Source organism: Pseudomonas sp. 21 (assembly GCF_000955805.1).
Taxonomy (GTDB): Bacteria; Pseudomonadota; Gammaproteobacteria; order Pseudomonadales; family Pseudomonadaceae; genus Pseudomonas.
This window is the reverse complement of record NZ_JYOA01000010.1, coordinates 115,538-131,816: the sequence shown is the minus strand read 5'-3', so window position 1 is coordinate 131,816 and position 16,279 is coordinate 115,538. Positions and strand designations below refer to the sequence as shown.

Below are 16,279 nucleotides of genomic sequence, written 5' to 3'. Positions count from 1 at the left end.
GAGATGCCCGCCCGCGAGCTGATGATCAGCCGCTTCAGCGACACCCTCGGCGTGCAGCCGATCCGGGTCGCCGACGGCGAAGCCGAGGTGCTGCTGCCGATGGCCGAGCACCTGCGCAACCGCGGTAACGTCATGCACGGCGGCGCGCTCTTCACGCTGATGGACATGACCATGGGCCTGGCCTGCTCCAGCGCCCATGGTTTCGACCGGCAGAGCGTCACCCTGGAATGCAAGATCAACTACATCCGCGCGGTCGCCGAGGGCGAAGTGCGCTGTGTGGCGAAAGTCCTGCACGCCGGGCGCCGCTCGCTGGTGGTCGAGGCCGACATCCACCAGGGCGACAAGCTGGTCGCCAAGGGACAAGGCACCTTCGCCCAGCTGTAATTCGCGCCGCGACAACTGACCTATGCTGTACGCCGGAGCCCCGGATTTGCGGGCGCCGGCGCAGCGCCTCGATGAAGCCAGGCGACCACGCCGGTTGTGTTCTCCCCTTGTAGACCGCCCAGTCCACCCCCATAGTGGGGCGATTGCCGTGTGAAGGACTTCCAACTTGAGCGACCAACTTTCCCGCCGCCTGGCCCTGCTGGGCGATGCCGCCAACCTGTCCCTGCTCACCCAGTGCCTGCACGGTATCGAGCGCGAATGCCTGCGCGTCGATGAACGCGGCAAGCTCGCCCTGACCCCGCATCCGCGCGCCCTGGGCTCGGCGCTGACCCATCCGCAGATCACCACCGACTACTCCGAGTCGCTGCTGGAGTTCATCACGCCAACGTCGACCAGCGTCGAGAAGACCCTGGAAGAACTGGGTGAAATCCACCGCTTCGCCAGCGGCAAGCTGGACGGCGAATACCTGTGGAGCCCGTCCATGCCCTGCGAGCTCCCGGATGAAGAGACCATCCCGATCGCCCGCTACGGCAGCTCGCACATCGGCCGCCTGAAGTACGTCTACCGCAAGGGCCTGGCCCTGCGCTACGGCAAGACCATGCAGTGCATCGCCGGCATCCACTACAACTTCTCCCTGCCCGAAGGCATCTGGGAACTGTTGCGCCAGGACGAAGGCAGCGAGAAGAGCGCGCGGGACTTCCAGTCGCACCGCTACATCGCGATGATCCGCAACTTCCGCCGCTACAGCTGGCTGCTGATGTACCTGTTCGGCGCATCGCCCGCCCTGGACGCCGGCTTCCTGCGCGGCCGCCCCCACGGCCTGGAAGTCTTCGACGAGCACACCCTCTACCTGCCCTACGCCACCAGCCTGCGCATGAGCGACCTGGGCTACCAGAACAATGCCCAGGCCGGCCTGACGCCCTGCTACAACGACCTGGACAGCTACATCGACAGCCTGCGCCGCGCGGTGAGCACGCCTTACGCGCCGTACGAAAAGGTCGGCACCAAGGTCGATGGCGAGTGGGTGCAGCTCAACACCAACATCCTGCAAATCGAAAACGAGTACTACTCGAGCATCCGCCCGAAACGCGTCACCTACACCGGCGAGCGCCCGATCCAGGCGCTGATGGCCCGTGGCGTGCAGTACGTCGAGGCGCGCTGCCTGGACATCAACCCCTTCCTGCCGCTGGGCATCGACGTCACCGAAGCGCGCTTCCTCGACGCCTTCCTGCTCTACTGCGCACTCTCCGACAGCCCGCCGCTGGGCGGTTGCGAGTGCGGCGCGGCCACCAGCAACTTCCTCAAGGTGGTCAAGGAAGGCCGGCGCCCCGGCTTGAAACTGGAACGCGGCGGCCAGCAGATCGAAATGAAGGACTGGGCCAATGCCCTGCTCGACGCCATCGCGCCGATCATCGAACTGCTCGACCGCGCCAACGGTGGCAACCTGCACAGCGACAGCCTGGCGGAGCAGCGCGGCAAGATTGCCGATGCCAACCTGACGCCTTCGGCGAAGGTCCTGGCGGAAATGCGCGAGCGAGGCGAGAGCTTCGAAGCCTTCGCCCTCCGTTACAGCCGCCAGCATGCCGTGACACTGCACAACGAGCCGTTGTCGGTGCCGGAACAGGCGCGCTTCGAGAGCATGGCCAGCCAATCCCTGGCCGAGCAGGCGGAGCTCGAAAAGCAGCCCGAAGGCGACTTCGACACCTTCGTCGCCGCCTATCAGGCAAGCATCCTGGGCCTGCTCAGTGTCTGACGCTGCAAGAATTCGCTGACACACAGCTCATAGAGTTCTGATCGGCAACCTGCGAGGGCGAGGACGAGAATTCTCGCTCCCTGCGGATCGCACCCGGCCCAGCCGGTGCGATCCGCGCCAGACAGCGCAGGAAACCTTCCCATGTCCTCCCTTTCACCTCCCTGGACACTTCATCAGCTGGAAGCCGCCTACAAACAGGGCTACATCGAAAGCCTGCTCGGACGCGTACCCCGCTGCCCGAAACACGAAGTCCTCGCCGCCAGTTGGGAGTCAGGCTGGATGGACGCCCAACAACAGCGGCGAAGCCGGGAAGTCCGTACAGATACCCCCTGCGCTCAACCGCGCTTCGCTCCATTGATGAGCGCACGCATGCGGGCCAGCAGCGCCCGCTCGCCGCTGAGCCACCCGGATTTCAGCCTGAAAGTGCCGCCGATGACCGACCAGCTTCGCGAACAGCTGCATCGTTGCGCAGCCGCCCGGCAGAAAAAATCCACGCCGGTGCAGCTCCAGCTCCACACCCTCTATACACCTGTGCAATGGCGATGGCCCGGCCGGTAACTGCGCCGCCCGTCACCGTCAGAGTGTCTTCTCGAACACCTGGGAATTGCGCTGGTAGTTGTACAAGGACGCCCGCGCCGCCGGCAGGCGATCCACACTGCTGGGCTGGAAGCCGCGTTCGCGGAACCAGTGGGCGGTGCGCGTGGTGAGCACGTAGAGGGTCTTCAAGCCGAGGTTGCGCGCGCGCTGCTCGATGCGTTCGAGTAGGTCGTCGCCGCGCCCGCCGTGGCGATACTCAGGGTTCACCGCCAGGCAGGCCAGCTCGCCGGAGTCGGAATCGGCGATGGGATAGAGCGCCGCACAGGCGATGATCAGGCCCTCGCGCTCAACGATGCTGAACTGCTCGATCTCGCGCTCCAGCACCTCACGCGAACGGCGCACCAGGATGCCCTGCTCTTCCAGCGGGCGGATCAGTTCCAGCAGGCCGCCGACATCCTCGATCCCCGCTTCGCGCAGTTGTTCGAACTGTTCCTGGGCGACCAGGGTGCCGTTGCCGGTGCGGGTGAAGAGTTCGCTGAGCAGCGAGCCGTCTTCGGTGTAGCTGACGATATGGCTGCGCCGCACGCCCGCGCGACAGGCCTGGGCCGCGGCATCCAGCAACTCGCCCTGGTAGCTCGTCCCGAGGCGTTCCAGGTGCGCCGGCACCTGCTGCGGACGCAGCTCGCGCACCAGCTTGCCGGCGTCGTCCATCAGGCCGCGCTCGGCTCCGTAGAGAATCAGCTTGTCCGCACCCAGGTCGATGGCCGCGCGCATGGCCACGTCCTCGCAGGCGAGGTTGAAGATTTCACCGGTGGGCGAATAGCCCAGCGGCGAGAGCAGCACGATGCTGCGCTCGTCGAGCTGGCGGTTGATGCCCTTGCGGTCGATCCGCCGCACTTCGCCGGTGTGGTGGTAGTCGATGCCGTCGACCACGCCGATCGGTCGTGCGGTGACGAAGTTGCCGGAGGTCACGCGCATGCGCGAGCCCTGCATGGGCGAGGCGGCCATGTCCATGGACAGGCGTGCCTCGATGGTGATACGCAGGCTGCCGACCGCATCGATCACACAGCCCAGGGTCGGCGCGTCGGTGACCCGCAGGCCACGGTGGAAGCGCGGCGCCAGCCCGTGCGAGGCGAGGCGCGCCTCGATCTGCGGGCGCGAGCCGTGCACCAGTACCAGGCGCACGCCGAGGCTGTGCAGCAGCACCAGATCGTGGACGATATTGCCGAAATTGGGGTCTTCGACGCCCTCGCCGGGGAGCATCACCACGAAAGTGCAGTCCCGGTGCGAATTGATATAGGGCGAGGCGTGGCGCAGCCAGTTGACGTAGTCGTGCATTGCTTGAAAAGCCTGTCGTTCGAGTGGGCGGAAATCTGTCGGATGCGGCCGAAAGGCGGCCAGTGGCGGCGCGGTTATCGTCGTCGCATGCACATCGACAGGTTTCTCCTCTTGGATAGGTTGGGCCCGTTATCGGGGCGCTCTACAGGCAACTCTTCATCAACAGTCTCGCGGACGACCCTTACAGGCAGTAATGCCGGATCAGTCCGCGCAGCAATTCCACGGTGGGCTCGATGCGGTCGAGCTCGAGGTGTTCGTCCGGCTGGTGGGCGCAGGCGATGTCGCCGGGGCCCAGCACCAGGGTCTGGCAGCCGAGCTGCTGAAGATACGGTGCTTCGGTGCCAAAGGCTACCGCTTCCGCCGTGTGCCCGGTCAGACTTTCGGCCAGCCGCACCAGCTCGCTCTGCGCCGGTTCCTCGAACGGCGGCACGGCGGGGAACAGCGGGGCGTAGTCGATCTTCACGGCATGGCGTTCAGCAACCGGCTTGAGCCGCTCACGGATGGCCTGGCGCAGGGTTTCGGGCTGCATGCCGGGCAGCGGGCGCAGGTCGAATTCCAGCGCACACTGGCCGCAGATGCGGTTGGGGTTGTCGCCGCCGTGGATGCAGCCGAGGTTGAGGGTCGGCTGCGGCACGCTGAACTGCGGGTTGTTGAACTCCTGCTGCCACTGGCGGCGCAGCCCCTGCAATTCGCCCATCACCGCCTGCATCGCCTCCAGCGCGCTGCGCCCCAGGCTCGGGTCGGAGGAATGGCCGCTCTGCCCGAGGATGTCGATGCGCTCCATCATCACGCCCTTGTGCAGGCGGATCGGCCTGAGGTTGGTCGGCTCGCCGATCACCGCCGCACGCCCCAGCGGCCGCCCCGCTTCGGCCAGCGCGCGGGCTCCGGCCATGGAGCTTTCCTCGTCGCAGGTGGCGAGCAGGATCAGCGGCTGCTTGAACGGTTTATCCAGCAGCGGCAGTAGCGCCTCGATAGCGAGGGCGAAAAAGCCCTTCATGTCGCAGGAGCCCAGGCCGAACCAGCGCCCATCGCGCTCGCTCAGGCTCAGCGGGTCGCTCTTCCACAGGGCTTCGTCGTAGGGCACGGTATCGGTGTGCCCGGCCAGCACCAGGCCACCAGAGCCGCTGCCCAGGGTGGCGACCAGGTTGAACTTGCCCGGCGACACCGGCTGCATCTCGCAGGCAAAACCCAGGTCGACCAGCCAGTTGCCCAGCAGTTCGACCACCGGACGGTTGGACTGGTCCAGCGCAGGCTGGGTGCAGCTGACCGAGGGGATCGCGATCAGCTCGGCGAAGCGTTGTTTCAGCGGCGGCAACGGCATGGCTTTCTCCAGAAGATGGACTCCACTATGGACCATGCGGCGGTGCGGTAAAACCTCGCGGCGCCCGGCAGGAATGCCGAAGTCCTGTAGACTGCATGACTTTGAAGTCTTTTTCGCGCCCGTCGTTCCGTCCTTCCTACAACAGGTCGGGAATTCGGGCGCGGCCGCTCTGAACCGGACCCCCGCCATGCAGAAAGAAACCGAAATCAAATTGCGCGCCAGCCGCGAGACCCTCGAAGCCCTGCGCGATCATCCGGCGCTGAAGAAGCGCAACAAATCCGGCTGGGAGCCCCGCGAGCTGTTCAACCAGTACTACGACACCCCGGCCCGCGACCTGGCCCGCGCCCGCGTGGCGCTGCGCATGCGCAAGGACGGCGAGCAGTTCATCCAGACCCTGAAGACCCGCGGCCAGAGCGTGGCCGGCCTGTCCGAACGCAACGAGTGGGACTGGTACCTGGAGAAGAACAAGCTCGATATCAAGAAACTCGACGACCAGTGCTGGCCGGCCGCGCTGGCGGACCTGGACAAGAAGACCCTGAAGCCGATCTTCAGCACCGACTTCACCCGCCAGCGCGCCGAGATCGCCTGGGGCCGCGGCAAGGCCAAGGTGGTGATCGAGGCCGCGCTGGACCTGGGCAAGGTCATCGCCGGCAAGCAGGAAGAGGAAATCTGCGAGCTGGAACTGGAACTGCGCCAGGGCGAGCCCGAGGCGCTGCTGGAACTGGCCATCGAACTGGCCGCCGATCTGGCGCTGATGCCCTGCGACATCAGCAAGGCCGAGCGCGGCTACCGCCTGTTCGACCCGGCCAGCTACAGCATCCAGCCCGACACCCAGAAGCTGCTGCATGAAACCCCGCTGGACGGCGCCTTCGCTGCGCTGTCCTGGTCGCTGCTGGGCAGCAGCCAGCGCCTGGCCGAGCAATACCGTTTCAACGGCCACTGGAGCCTGCTGGAAAGCTGGCTGCAGCAGTTGGTCGACCTGCGCGCCCTGCTCGGCAGCCTCGGCCAGGCCGTGCCGCGCGCCAGCACCCGCGAGCTGCGCGCCGCCCTCGACGCGCTGATCGCCGACTGGCAGCCGCGCATCGAACAGGGTCGCCACGACGACGCCGTGCGCCAGCAGATGCCGGCCGCCTTCCGCGAGGAACTGGCCAACGTGCGCTGGGGTCAGTTCTCCCTGAGCACCTCGCGCTGGCTGCTGGGCAAGGCCTGGACCACCGAGCGCAACGAACGCGCCAACCGCCTGGGCGGCTCCGCCGTCGGCAAGTGGCTGCAGCGCACCCTGGCCGAAGAGGCCCAGGCCATGCCGCTGCAACGCGCCCAGCAACTGCCCGAAGTGCTCGCCGACCAACTGCCGCGCCTGCAGCGCATGCTGGTCTGGCTGCGCCTGGCGCGCGGCGTGCTGGAGCTGCCGGAAACCGACCGCCTGTACGGCGAACTGGCCAAGCTGCAGGAGCTGCTCGTCACTCCCGACGCCGAGGGGCGCCTGGATGCCCTCGCGGCCCAGGCCCATACTGTGCTGACCCTCAAGCCGTGGAAGGCGCTTTTGAAATAAGCTTCAGGCAATCGGCGGCGTACTGACGCCCATTGCAGGAGCGAGCTTGCTCGCGAACCCGACCTGGCACAGTGCCGACTCTGTTCGCGAGCAAGCTCGCTCCTACAGAAAGCTTCGCTGCAGCGCCGCACTGCGAGACCAACAGGAGTTCCGATGTCCGTCTTTGCCCCATCCGCCCAGGACCGCCCGCTCGACCTGGGCGACATCCTGCGCGAGCTGGTCACCCAGGGCCGCGTCGCCCAGGATGATGCCGAGCAGTGCCTGGCAATCCGCCGCAGCGCCGTGAAGAACCAGCAGCACCCGCTGGAATTCCTCGCTGCGCAGCAGGTCGCGGACCGCCAGCGGCCGGGGCATAAGCTGGACCTGGACACCCTGGTGCGGTGGCTGGCGGACTTTTCCGGGCAGCCCTACCTGCGCATCGACCCGCTGAAGATCGACGTCGCCGCGATCACCCCGCTGATGTCCTACGCCTTCGCCCAGCGCCACCAGATCCTCGCGGTCGCGGTGGCGCCGGATGAAGTCACCATCGCCAGCGCGCAACCCTTCGTACACGCCTGGGAGAGCAACCTCACCCACGTGCTCAAGCGCCCGATCAGGCGCGTGGTCGCCAACCCGGTGGATATCCAGCGCTTCACCGTGGAGTTCTACCGCCTCGCCAAGTCGGTGACCGGCGCCAGTTCACAGGACCAGAAGATCAGCGGCGTCGGCAACTTCGAACAGTTGCTCAACCTGGGGGCCGCCGACCAGGAGCCCGATGCCAACGACGCGCACATCGTCACCATCGTCGACTGGCTGTTCCAGTACGCCTTCCAGCAGCGCGCCAGCGATATCCATATCGAGCCGCGCCGCGAGCAGGGCACCGTGCGTTTCCGCATCGACGGCGTGCTGCACAACGTCTACCAGTTTCCGCCACAGGTCAGCATGGCGGTGGTCAGCCGCCTGAAGTCCCTCGGCCGGATGAACGTTGCCGAGAAGCGCAAGCCGCAGGATGGCCGGGTGAAGACCAAGACCCCCGAAGGCGCCGAGGTGGAGCTGCGCCTGTCGACCCTGCCCACCGCGTTCGGCGAGAAGATGGTGATGCGGATCTTCGACCCCGAGGTGCTGCTCAAGAGCTTCGACCAGCTCGGTTTCTCCCCCGACGACCTGCGCCGCTGGGAGAGCATGACCAGCCAGCCCAACGGCATCATCCTGGTCACCGGGCCCACCGGTTCGGGCAAGACCACCACGCTCTACACCACGCTCAAGCAGCTGGCGACCGACGAGGTGAACCTCTGCACCATCGAGGACCCGATCGAGATGATCGAACCCTCGTTCAACCAGATGCAGGTGCAGCACAACATCGACCTGACGTTCGCCAGCGGCGTGCGCGCCCTGCTGCGCCAGGACCCGGATATCATCATGGTCGGCGAGATCCGCGACCTGGAGACCGCCGAGATGGCGATCCAGGCGGCGCTCACCGGCCACCTGGTGCTCTCTACCCTGCACACCAACGACTCGCCCACCGCCATTACCCGCCTGCTGGAACTGGGCGTGCCCTACTACCTGATCCGCGCCACCGTGCTCGGCGTCATGGCCCAGCGCCTGGTGCGTACCCTGTGCCCGCACTGCAAGGCGCCGATGGAACTGCACGAGGAGGACTGGCAGGAAGTCACCCGTCCCTGGAACGCACCGCTGCCCACCGGTGCGCAGCAGGCCGTCGGCTGCCTGGAATGCCGCGACACCGGTTACCGCGGACGCGCCGGCGTGTACGAGATCATGCTGCTGACCGAGTCGCTGAAGGAACTGATCACCGCCGACACCGACCTCATCCCGCTGCGCCGCCAGGCCTTCAAGGAAGGCATGCGCAGCCTGCGCCTGTCCGGCGCGCAGAAGGTCGCCGCCGGCCTGACGACCATCGAGGAAGTCATGCGGGTCACCCCGCAAAGCGAGCAGAAGTAGGCCGCTGGTCAGGCGCCTTAGGAAAACTCCCCGGGCGCCTGCTGGACTTTCCTGCATGCCTGCCTGGCGCGCCGGTTACACTCGAACCACACACCCATTACCCAAGCAGACAAGGAGTCCCTCGCATGGAAATCGGCAGTGTTGCCCTGCTGTTCGTCATCCTCGCCATCGTCATCGTCCTCATGGGGTTCAAGGTCGTGCCCCAGGGCTTCGAATGGACCATCGAGCGCTTCGGCCGCTACACCGTCACCTTGAAGCCGGGCCTGAGCATCATCATTCCGGTGGTGGACCGCGTCGGCCAGAAGATCAACATGATGGAGCGCGTCCTGGACATCCCCCCGCAGGAGGCGATCAGCGCCGATAACGCCATCGTCGAGATCGACGCCGTGTGCTTCTACCAGGTGGTGGATGCCGCGCGCGCCGCTTACGAAGTCAGTGGCCTGGAAAACGCCGTGCGCAACCTGGTGATGACCAACATCCGCACGGTGCTGGGCTCCATGGAGCTGGACCACATGCTCAGCCAGCGCGACTCGATCAACGAGCGCCTGCTGCGCACCGTCGATGAAGCCACCGCCCCCTGGGGCCTGAAAGTCACCCGTATCGAGATCAAGGACATCAGCCCGCCGGCGGACCTGGTCGAAGCCATGAGCGGCCAGATGCGCGCCGAACGCCTCAAGCGTGCGCAGATTCTCGAAGCCGAAGGCCGCCGCGCCGCGGACATCCTCACCGCCGAAGGCAAGAAGCAGGCACAGATTCTCGAGGCCGAAGGCCTGCGCGCCTCGGCGTTCCTGGAAGCCGAAGCTCGCGAGCGCCAGGCAGAGGCCGAAGCGAAGGCGACCCAGGTGGTCTCCGAGGCCATCGCCCACGGCAACGTGCAGGCGGTGAACTACTTCGTGGCGCAGAAGTACGTCGACGCGCTGGGCAAGCTGGCCAGCTCGAACAACAGCAAGATCGTGCTGATGCCGCTGGAAGCCAGCCAGGTGATCGGCTCGGTCGCCGGCATCGGCGAGATCGTCAAGGCCACCTTCGGCGACACCAAGGGCCGGAGCTGATGGCTGCCTTTCTCCAGAACCTCGGTTTCTGGGACTGGCTGGGCCTGGGCATCGTCCTGCTGATCCTGGAAATCTTCGGTGCCGGCGGCTACCTGCTGTGGATCGGCATCGCTGCGGCGCTGACCGGCGTGCTGTCGTTCCTGCTGCCGGGGCTGGACTGGGTCTGGCAGTGCCTGGCCTTCGGCGTGCTGGCGATCCTCACCGCGCTGTACTGGTGGAACCACCAGCGCCTCAACAAGCGCCAGGCCGTCCCCTCCAGTCTCAACCGTCGCGGCAGCGAGCTGGTCGGCCGGCAGTTCGCCCTGCATGACGCCATCGTCGGCAGGCGCGGCAAGATCCGCGTGGGCGACAGTGTCTGGCTGGTCAGCGGGCCGGACCTGCCCGTTGGCGCTCAGGTGCGCGTGATCGGGCAGGATGGCGTCCTGCTTCTCATAGAACCTGCCTGAACCGCTCCTACCAAGAGCCCATGAAAAAGCCCGCCAATCGGCGGGCTTTTTCATTCAGGCGATACTCAGCTCGCGGCCGGCTGCGCCGGTGCACGGCGGTACGCCCAGACCATCAGCGCGATGCCGCCCAGCACCATCGGCACGCACAGCACCTGCCCCATGGTCAGCCAGCCCCACGCCAGGTAGCCCAGTTGGGCATCCGGCACGCGGACGAACTCGACGATGAAGCGGAAGATGCCGTAGCACAGCACGAACAGGCCGGACACCGAAGCGGTCGGGCGCGGCTTGCGGGTGAACAGCCAGAGCACGACGAACAGCGCCACACCTTCCAGCGCGAACTGGTACAGCTGTGACGGGTGGCGCGGCTCCGGGCCGCCAGTGGGGAAGATCATCGCCCAGGGCACGTCGGTCACCTTGCCCCACAGCTCGCCGTTGATGAAGTTGCCGATGCGCCCGGCGCCCAGGCCGATCGGCACCAGCGGCGCGATCAGGTCCATCAGCTGGAAGAAGCTCTTGTTGTTGCGCTTGCCGAACCACCAGGTGGCCAGCATCACGCCGATCAGCCCGCCGTGGAACGACATGCCGCCCTTCCACACCTCGAAGATCAGCGTCGGGTTGGCGATGTACTCGTCCAGGTTGTAGAACAGCACGTAGCCCAGGCGACCGCCCAGGACCACGCCACACGCCACCCAGAAGACCAGGTCGGAGAGTTTCTCCTTGGTCCAGGTCGGGTCGAAATCCTTCAGCTTGCGCGACGCCAGCAGCCAGGCGCCGCCGATGCCGATCAGGTACATCAGGCCGTACCAGTGGATTTTCAGCGGCCCGAGCGCTACGGCAACCGGGTCGATCTGTGGATAAGGCAGCATCCGCTTCTCCTAGCAGGAACTCAGATCAGAAAACTCAAGCCCACGCTGAACAGCAGCAGGGCAAACAAACGCTTCAGGACCTTGGCCGGCAGCCGATGCGCCAGGCGCGCCCCGATGCGGGCGAAAAACATACTGGTAACGGCGATGCCCAGCAGCGCCGGCAGGTAGACGAAGCCCAGGCTCATCTCCGGCAGCTTGTCGTTGTGCCAGCCGACGATGATGAAGGATATCGCGCCGGCGATGGCGATCGGCAGGCCGCACGCCGAGGAAGTCGCAACCGCCTGTTGCATGGAGACGCCACGCCAGGACAGGAACGGCACAGTCAGCGAACCGCCGCCGATGCCGAATATCGCCGATGCCCAGCCCACCACACTTCCGGCCACGCCCAGGCCGAAGCGTCCGGGCAACCCGCGTGCGCCCTTGGGCTGCAGGCCCAGCGCCATCTGGATCGACACCAGGATGGCGAAGGTGCCGATGATCTTCTGCAATACCGGGCCCTGGATCTTCGAAGCAGTGACCGCGCCCAGCGCGCTGCCGACCAGGATGCCGACGGTCATCCAGGCGAACACCGGCCAGAGCACGGCGCCACGGCGATGGTGTTCGAGGATCGAATTGATCGAGGTGAAGATGATGGTTGCCAGCGATGTGCCGACCGCCATCTGGGTCAGCACGTCGGGCGAGAAGCCATGGGCGGTGAAACTGAACACCAGGGCCGGGACGATGATCAACCCGCCGCCGACGCCGAACAGGCCGGCGAGCACGCCAGCGCAGGCGCCAAGCACCAGGTAGAGCACGAACTCCATGGGCAACCTCGGGCAACAAAGCGGGCATGGTAGCCGAAGGCACCCGGGCGCTCCAGCCACTCCGGGACATCGGCGGATGTTGATAGACTGCCGGAACACCACGGAGTTCGACCCATGTGCCTGATCGTCTTCGCCTGGCGCCCCGGCCACGCCACGCCCCTGATCGTCGCGGCCAACCGCGACGAGTTCTATGCCCGCCCGACCCTGCCGTTGGCAGCCTGGGAGGACTACCCCGGCCTCTACGCCGGCCGCGACCTCGAAGCCGGCGGTACCTGGCTGGGCGTGGCGCCGGAGGGCCGCTTCGCCGCCCTGACCAACGTGCGCGACCCCGGCCAGCCGGTCGGTCCGCGCTCCCGCGGCGAGCTGGTGGCGGCCTTCCTGCAGGGCCGGCAAACGCCCCTGGAGTATCTGCAGCAGGTCGCACGCCGTGCGACGGACTACAGCGGCTTCAACCTGCTGGTGGGCGACGGCGCGCAGCTCTGCTACTTCAATCCTCGCGTCGGCCCGCCAGTGGCTGTCGCGCCGGGTGTGCACGGGCTATCCAACGCCGCGCTGAACACCCCCTGGCCCAAGCTGCTGAGTGCCCGCAGCGGGCTGGAAGCTGCGCTGCAGAAGCCGGACACCGGCTCACTGATGGCGCTGCTGGCCGACAACCGCCAGCCCGGCGAAGCCGAGCTGCCGGACACCGGCGTCGGCCTGGCCACGGAGCGCCTGCTCTCCAGCGTGTTCATCGCCAGCCCGACCTACGGTACCCGCGCCAGCACCGCCCTGATCGTCCACGCGGACGGCCGCCGCGAGCTGCTGGAGCACAGTTTCGGCCCCAGCGGGGCGCGCCTGGGCGAAGTGGCCCTGTCCCTCTAGCAGGTGACGATGCAGTCGCGCTGGCGCTTGGCGCGGTAGAGCCCTTCGTCCAGGCGACGCAGCATCACCGACAGGTCCTCGCCGGGCTGCATCGCCGTCACCGAGAAACTGGCGGTGAGTTGGGTCGGCAACGAGACGTCGGCCCGACGCAGGCTCAGGCGCAGCCGCTCGGCCAGCTCGCGCGCCGCTTCGCAGGTGGTTTCCGGCAGCAGCACAATGAACTCCTCGCCGCCCCAGCGGGCGAAGCAGTCCTCCTCGCGCAGACGCCGCCGCACCACTTCGGCCACTGCCACCAGCACGCGGTCGCCCGCCGGGTGGCCGAGGCTGTCGTTGATGCGCTTGAAGTGGTCGAGGTCGAACATCATCAGCGAGCAGCCGTGACCATGGCGCTGCAGACGCTGCCATTCGGCATGCAGCTGCTGCTCGAAACGCCGGCGATTGGCGATCTGCGTCAGTGGATCAATTTCGGAGAGGCGCAGGGCGACGGCGGCCTGTTCGGCCAGCGCCTGGTTGGCCTGGCGCAAGGCTTCGGTGCGCTGTAGCACCAGATACTCCAGGCTCAGATTGAGCTGGTGCAGCTCGTGGTTCCTCTCCTGCAGCTCCAGCTCCGCGAGCTTGCGCTCGTGGATATTGCGGTGCGCGCCGATCATCCGCGTCGGCTTGCCCTGCTCGTCGAACTCGAAGAAGCGCCCGTGATCGCTGACCCACAGGTAGTTGCCGTCCAGGCAGCGGCAGCGGTACTCCTCGCGGTAGACGCCACTGCGCCCATGTACATAGGCATCGAAGGCGAACATCACGCGGGAGAAATCCTCGGGATGGATGATCTCGTGCCAGGTGGCGACATTTTCCGGGAGGCTGTCGGGGTCATAGCCGAGCATGGCGTACCAGGCCGGGCTGCGAGTGACGTGGTTGCTGCGGATGTCCCAGTCCCAGATGCCATCGCTGACGATGCTCAAGGCATAGCGCAGGGTGCGGGCGCTGGCGCCGGTGTCCGTGCATGGCGGCTGGTCGAGCTCTTCCATAAGCTGCGTCCTGGCCGGTGAGCCGGCCCTGTTACTTCATCTGCCCTGCGGTCATGCACGGATCCGCAGGTGGTTTTCACAAAGAGCTATTGCCGCGTCAGGCCTGGATAGTCGCAGCCGGGTTGATCACACGGCCCAGCCCAAGATTGCGCAGGGCCAGGTGCAGCGAGCTGTGGATAACCTGCGGGTTGTCGAAGGTCATCAGCTGGCTGAGCAGTTCGCGAGCCCTGGACAGGGTCATCTGGCGCAGCAGCCATTTAACCTTGGGCAAGTTCGTGGCGTTCATCGACAGGGAATCGAAGCCCATGGCCATCAGCAGCACGGCGGCCGCCGGATCGCCAGCCATCTCGCCGCAGATACTCACCGGCTTGCCTTCGGCGTGAGAATCATCGACCACCTTCTTCAGCGCCTGCAGCACAGCCGGGTGCAGGTAGTCGTAGAGGTCGGCAACACGCGGGTTGTTGCGATCCACGGCCAGCAGGTACTGGGTCAGGTCGTTGGAGCCGACCGAGAGGAAATCCACCTGGCGCGCCAGTTCGCGGGTCTGGTATACGGCGGCGGGGATCTCCACCATCATGCCGATCGGCGGCATGGGGATGTCGACGCCTTCGTCGCGAACCTCGCCCCAGGCGCGGTGGATCAGGTGCAGCGCCTCTTCCAGCTCGTGGGTACCGGAGATCATCGGCAGCAGGATGCGCAGGTTGTCCAGGCCTTCACTGGCCTTGAGCATGGCGCGCGTCTGCACCAGGAAGATTTCCGGGTGGTCGAGGGTGACGCGGATGCCACGCCAGCCGAGGAAGGGGTTGTCTTCCTTGATCGGGAAGTAGGACAGCGCCTTGTCGCCGCCGATGTCCAGGGTGCGCATGGTCACCGGCAGCGGATGGAAGGCGGAGAGCTGCTCGCGGTAGATGGCGAGCTGCTCCTTCTCGCTGGGGAAGCGGTCGTTGATCATGAACGGCACTTCGGTGCGGTACAGGCCGACGCCCTCGGCGCCACGCTCCTGGGCGCGCGCCACATCCGCCAGCAGGCCGGTGTTGACCCACAGCGGCATGCGATGGCCGTCCAGCGTCTCGCAGGGCAGCTCGCGCAGCGCGGCCAGGCCCTTGCTCAGTTCCTTCTCTTCGGCGACCACTTCGCCGTACTGCTTGACCAGCTGCGGCGACGGGTTGGTGTAGATCTCGCCGTGGTAGCCGTCGACGATCAGATCGATGCCGTCGACCTTGGAATACGGCAGGTCGACCGCGCCCATGACGGTCGGGATGCCCATGGCGCGGGCGAGGATGGCGACGTGGGAGTTGCCCGAGCCGAGTACCGAGATCAGGCCCACCAGCTTGCCCTCGGGCACTTCGCCGAGCATGGCCGGCGACAGTTCCTCGCTGACGATGATGGTCTGGTCCGGGTAGGTCAGCGTCTGCTTACGCTCTTCCTGCAGGTAGGCGAGGATGCGCCGGCCGATGTCCTTGACGTCGGAGGCGCGCTCGCGCAGGTAGGCGTCGTCCATCAGCTCGAAGCGCTGCACGTGCTCCATGACCACCTGGCGCAGGGCGCCCTGCGCCCACTGGCCGGTGCGGATGATGCGTTTGACTTCGAGGCCGATGGAGGCGTCGTCGAGCATCATCAGGTAGACGTCGAACAGCGCGCGCTCTTCCTTGCGCAGCTGGGTGGCCAGCTTGCTGGAGAGGTTGCGCATGTCTTCGCGGACCGACTCCAGCGCCTGCTTGAAGCGCTCGATTTCGGCCTCGACGTCGTCGATGGGTTTGTCCGGGACGACTTCCAGGTCGGCCGGCGGCAGCACCACCACGGCCTTGCCCACGGCCACGCCGGGGGCGCCGGGAACGCCGACGAACTTGGCTTCGCTGATGCCCTTGCCCATCTTGCCCAGGCCGCGGATCGAACCGGTGGCCTCGGCGTGGGCGATGACGCCGGCGAGCTGCGCACTCATGGTGACGAGGAAGGCTTCCTCGCCTTCGTCGAACTGGCGCTTTTCCTTCTGCTGCACGACCAGAACGCCCATCACCCGGCGGTGGTGGATGATCGGCGCGCCGAGGAAGGAGGCGTAGCGTTCCTCGCCGGTCTCGGCGAAGTAGCGGTAACGGGGGTGTTCGGAGGCGTTCTCGAGGTTCAGCGGCTCTTCGCGGGTGCCGACCAGGCCGACCAGGCCTTCGTTGGGCGCCATGCTGACCTTGCCGATGGAGCGCTTGTTCAGGCCCTCGGTGGCCATCAGCACGAAGCGGTTGCTCTCGGGGTCGAGCAGGTAGACCGAGCACACCTGGCTGCCCATGGCCTCCTTGACCCGCAGCACGATGATGCCCAGCGCCGCCTTGAGGTCCTTGGCGGAGTTCACTTCCTGGACGATCTTACGCAGCGTGTTGAGCATGGCGTGGGGGTCTAACTCCTTGAACTTCG

The 16,279-nt window shown here is 66.4% G+C and carries 14 protein-coding genes; 8 read left to right on the top strand and 6 right to left on the bottom strand.

What is annotated here, in order from left to right:
* Positions 1–21: 21 nt before the first annotated feature.
* The 3 genes from UB43_RS22580 to UB43_RS29645 all read left to right on the top strand — a co-directional run bounded on the left by UB43_RS22580 (position 22) and on the right by UB43_RS29645 (position 2,695).
* Positions 22–384, top strand: coding sequence for a hotdog fold thioesterase (locus tag UB43_RS22580; protein ID WP_045216869.1), 363 nt, complete (start codon positions 22–24; stop codon positions 382–384).
* A 166-nt stretch (positions 385–550) separates the two neighbouring features.
* On the top strand, positions 551–2,137 hold the full coding sequence (gene gshA, locus UB43_RS22575; RefSeq protein WP_045215626.1) for a glutamate--cysteine ligase: 1,587 nt from the start codon (positions 551–553) through the stop codon (positions 2,135–2,137).
* Positions 2,138–2,278: 141 nt separating this feature from the next.
* Positions 2,279–2,695: a hypothetical protein gene (locus tag UB43_RS29645; RefSeq protein ID WP_156160477.1), complete on the top strand. Its 417-nt coding sequence runs from the start codon at positions 2,279–2,281 to the stop codon at positions 2,693–2,695.
* Positions 2,696–2,713: 18 nt separating this feature from the next.
* On the opposite strand, the gene argA is transcribed toward UB43_RS29645, so the two are convergent.
* The gene (argA, locus tag UB43_RS22565) at positions 2,714–4,012 is read right to left on the bottom strand and encodes an amino-acid N-acetyltransferase (protein ID WP_045215621.1); all 1,299 of its coding nucleotides are present in this window, start codon (positions 4,010–4,012) and stop codon (positions 2,714–2,716) included.
* A 181-nt stretch (positions 4,013–4,193) separates the two neighbouring features.
* On the bottom strand, positions 4,194–5,333 hold the full coding sequence (gene argE / locus UB43_RS22560) for an acetylornithine deacetylase (RefSeq protein WP_045215619.1): 1,140 nt from the start codon (positions 5,331–5,333) through the stop codon (positions 4,194–4,196).
* 187 nt (positions 5,334–5,520) lie between these two features.
* Between argE and UB43_RS22555 the strand changes: the two genes are divergently transcribed.
* The 4 genes from UB43_RS22555 to UB43_RS22540 all read left to right on the top strand — a co-directional run bounded on the left by UB43_RS22555 (position 5,521) and on the right by UB43_RS22540 (position 10,321).
* A complete protein-coding gene (locus UB43_RS22555; protein WP_045215616.1) occupies positions 5,521–6,885 on the top strand; it encodes an inorganic triphosphatase in 1,365 nt (454 codons plus the stop codon).
* A 153-nt stretch (positions 6,886–7,038) separates the two neighbouring features.
* Positions 7,039–8,823 carry a GspE/PulE family protein gene (locus UB43_RS22550; RefSeq protein WP_045215613.1) on the top strand — a complete coding sequence of 595 codons (1,785 nt, stop codon included), beginning with the start codon at positions 7,039–7,041 and terminating at the stop codon, positions 8,821–8,823.
* Positions 8,824–8,948: 125 nt separating this feature from the next.
* Positions 8,949–9,875 (top strand): SPFH domain-containing protein, encoded by a 927-nt coding sequence (locus UB43_RS22545; RefSeq protein ID WP_045215611.1) that lies wholly within the window; start codon positions 8,949–8,951, stop codon positions 9,873–9,875.
* The gene (locus UB43_RS22540) at positions 9,875–10,321 is read left to right on the top strand and encodes an NfeD family protein (RefSeq protein WP_045215609.1); all 447 of its coding nucleotides are present in this window, start codon (positions 9,875–9,877) and stop codon (positions 10,319–10,321) included. The genes UB43_RS22545 and UB43_RS22540 overlap by 1 nt, the downstream gene beginning before the upstream one ends.
* Before the next feature lie 65 nt (positions 10,322–10,386).
* Here UB43_RS22540 and lgt read toward each other — a convergent pair whose 3' ends face one another.
* Complete coding sequence (gene lgt / locus UB43_RS22535) at positions 10,387–11,187, bottom strand: prolipoprotein diacylglyceryl transferase (RefSeq protein WP_045215607.1); 801 nt, start codon at positions 11,185–11,187, stop codon at positions 10,387–10,389.
* A 20-nt stretch (positions 11,188–11,207) separates the two neighbouring features.
* Entirely contained in the window at positions 11,208–11,990 is a 783-nt protein-coding gene (locus tag UB43_RS22530) for a sulfite exporter TauE/SafE family protein (RefSeq protein WP_045215606.1), read from the bottom strand.
* Between the two features lie 114 nt (positions 11,991–12,104).
* On the opposite strand from UB43_RS22530, the gene UB43_RS22525 reads away from it, so the two are divergent.
* The gene (locus tag UB43_RS22525) at positions 12,105–12,851 is read left to right on the top strand and encodes an NRDE family protein (protein WP_045215605.1); all 747 of its coding nucleotides are present in this window, start codon (positions 12,105–12,107) and stop codon (positions 12,849–12,851) included.
* On the opposite strand, the gene UB43_RS22520 is transcribed toward UB43_RS22525, so the two are convergent.
* Positions 12,848–13,873 (bottom strand): sensor domain-containing diguanylate cyclase, encoded by a 1,026-nt coding sequence (locus UB43_RS22520; RefSeq protein WP_045215604.1) that lies wholly within the window; start codon positions 13,871–13,873, stop codon positions 12,848–12,850. The genes UB43_RS22525 and UB43_RS22520 overlap by 4 nt on opposite strands.
* A 97-nt stretch (positions 13,874–13,970) precedes the next feature.
* Complete coding sequence (gene ptsP, locus UB43_RS22515) at positions 13,971–16,250, bottom strand: phosphoenolpyruvate--protein phosphotransferase (RefSeq protein WP_045215603.1); 2,280 nt, start codon at positions 16,248–16,250, stop codon at positions 13,971–13,973.
* Positions 16,251–16,279 lie beyond the last annotated feature (29 nt).

Bases quoted from the DNA above. Each gene is read 5' to 3' on its own strand.
- UB43_RS22525 (WP_045215605.1), top strand. From the start codon at position 12,105: ATGTGCCTGATCGTCTTCGCCTGGCGCCCCGGCCACGCCACGCCCCTG.
- UB43_RS22530 (WP_045215606.1), bottom strand. From the start codon at position 11,990: ATGGAGTTCGTGCTCTACCTGGTGCTTGGCGCCTGCGCTGGCGTGCTC.
- argA (WP_045215621.1), bottom strand. From the start codon at position 4,012: ATGCACGACTACGTCAACTGGCTGCGCCACGCCTCGCCCTATATCAAT.
- ptsP (WP_045215603.1), bottom strand. From the start codon at position 16,250: ATGCTCAACACGCTGCGTAAGATCGTCCAGGAAGTGAACTCCGCCAAG.
- argE (WP_045215619.1), bottom strand. From the start codon at position 5,333: ATGCCGTTGCCGCCGCTGAAACAACGCTTCGCCGAGCTGATCGCGATC.
- UB43_RS22580 (WP_045216869.1), top strand. From the start codon at position 22: ATGATCAGCCGCTTCAGCGACACCCTCGGCGTGCAGCCGATCCGGGTC.
- lgt (WP_045215607.1), bottom strand. From the start codon at position 11,187: ATGCTGCCTTATCCACAGATCGACCCGGTTGCCGTAGCGCTCGGGCCG.
- UB43_RS22555 (WP_045215616.1), top strand. From the start codon at position 5,521: ATGCAGAAAGAAACCGAAATCAAATTGCGCGCCAGCCGCGAGACCCTC.
- UB43_RS22520 (WP_045215604.1), bottom strand. From the start codon at position 13,873: ATGGAAGAGCTCGACCAGCCGCCATGCACGGACACCGGCGCCAGCGCC.
- UB43_RS22540 (WP_045215609.1), top strand. From the start codon at position 9,875: ATGGCTGCCTTTCTCCAGAACCTCGGTTTCTGGGACTGGCTGGGCCTG.
- UB43_RS22550 (WP_045215613.1), top strand. From the start codon at position 7,039: ATGTCCGTCTTTGCCCCATCCGCCCAGGACCGCCCGCTCGACCTGGGC.
- UB43_RS22545 (WP_045215611.1), top strand. From the start codon at position 8,949: ATGGAAATCGGCAGTGTTGCCCTGCTGTTCGTCATCCTCGCCATCGTC.
- UB43_RS29645 (WP_156160477.1), top strand. From the start codon at position 2,279: ATGTCCTCCCTTTCACCTCCCTGGACACTTCATCAGCTGGAAGCCGCC.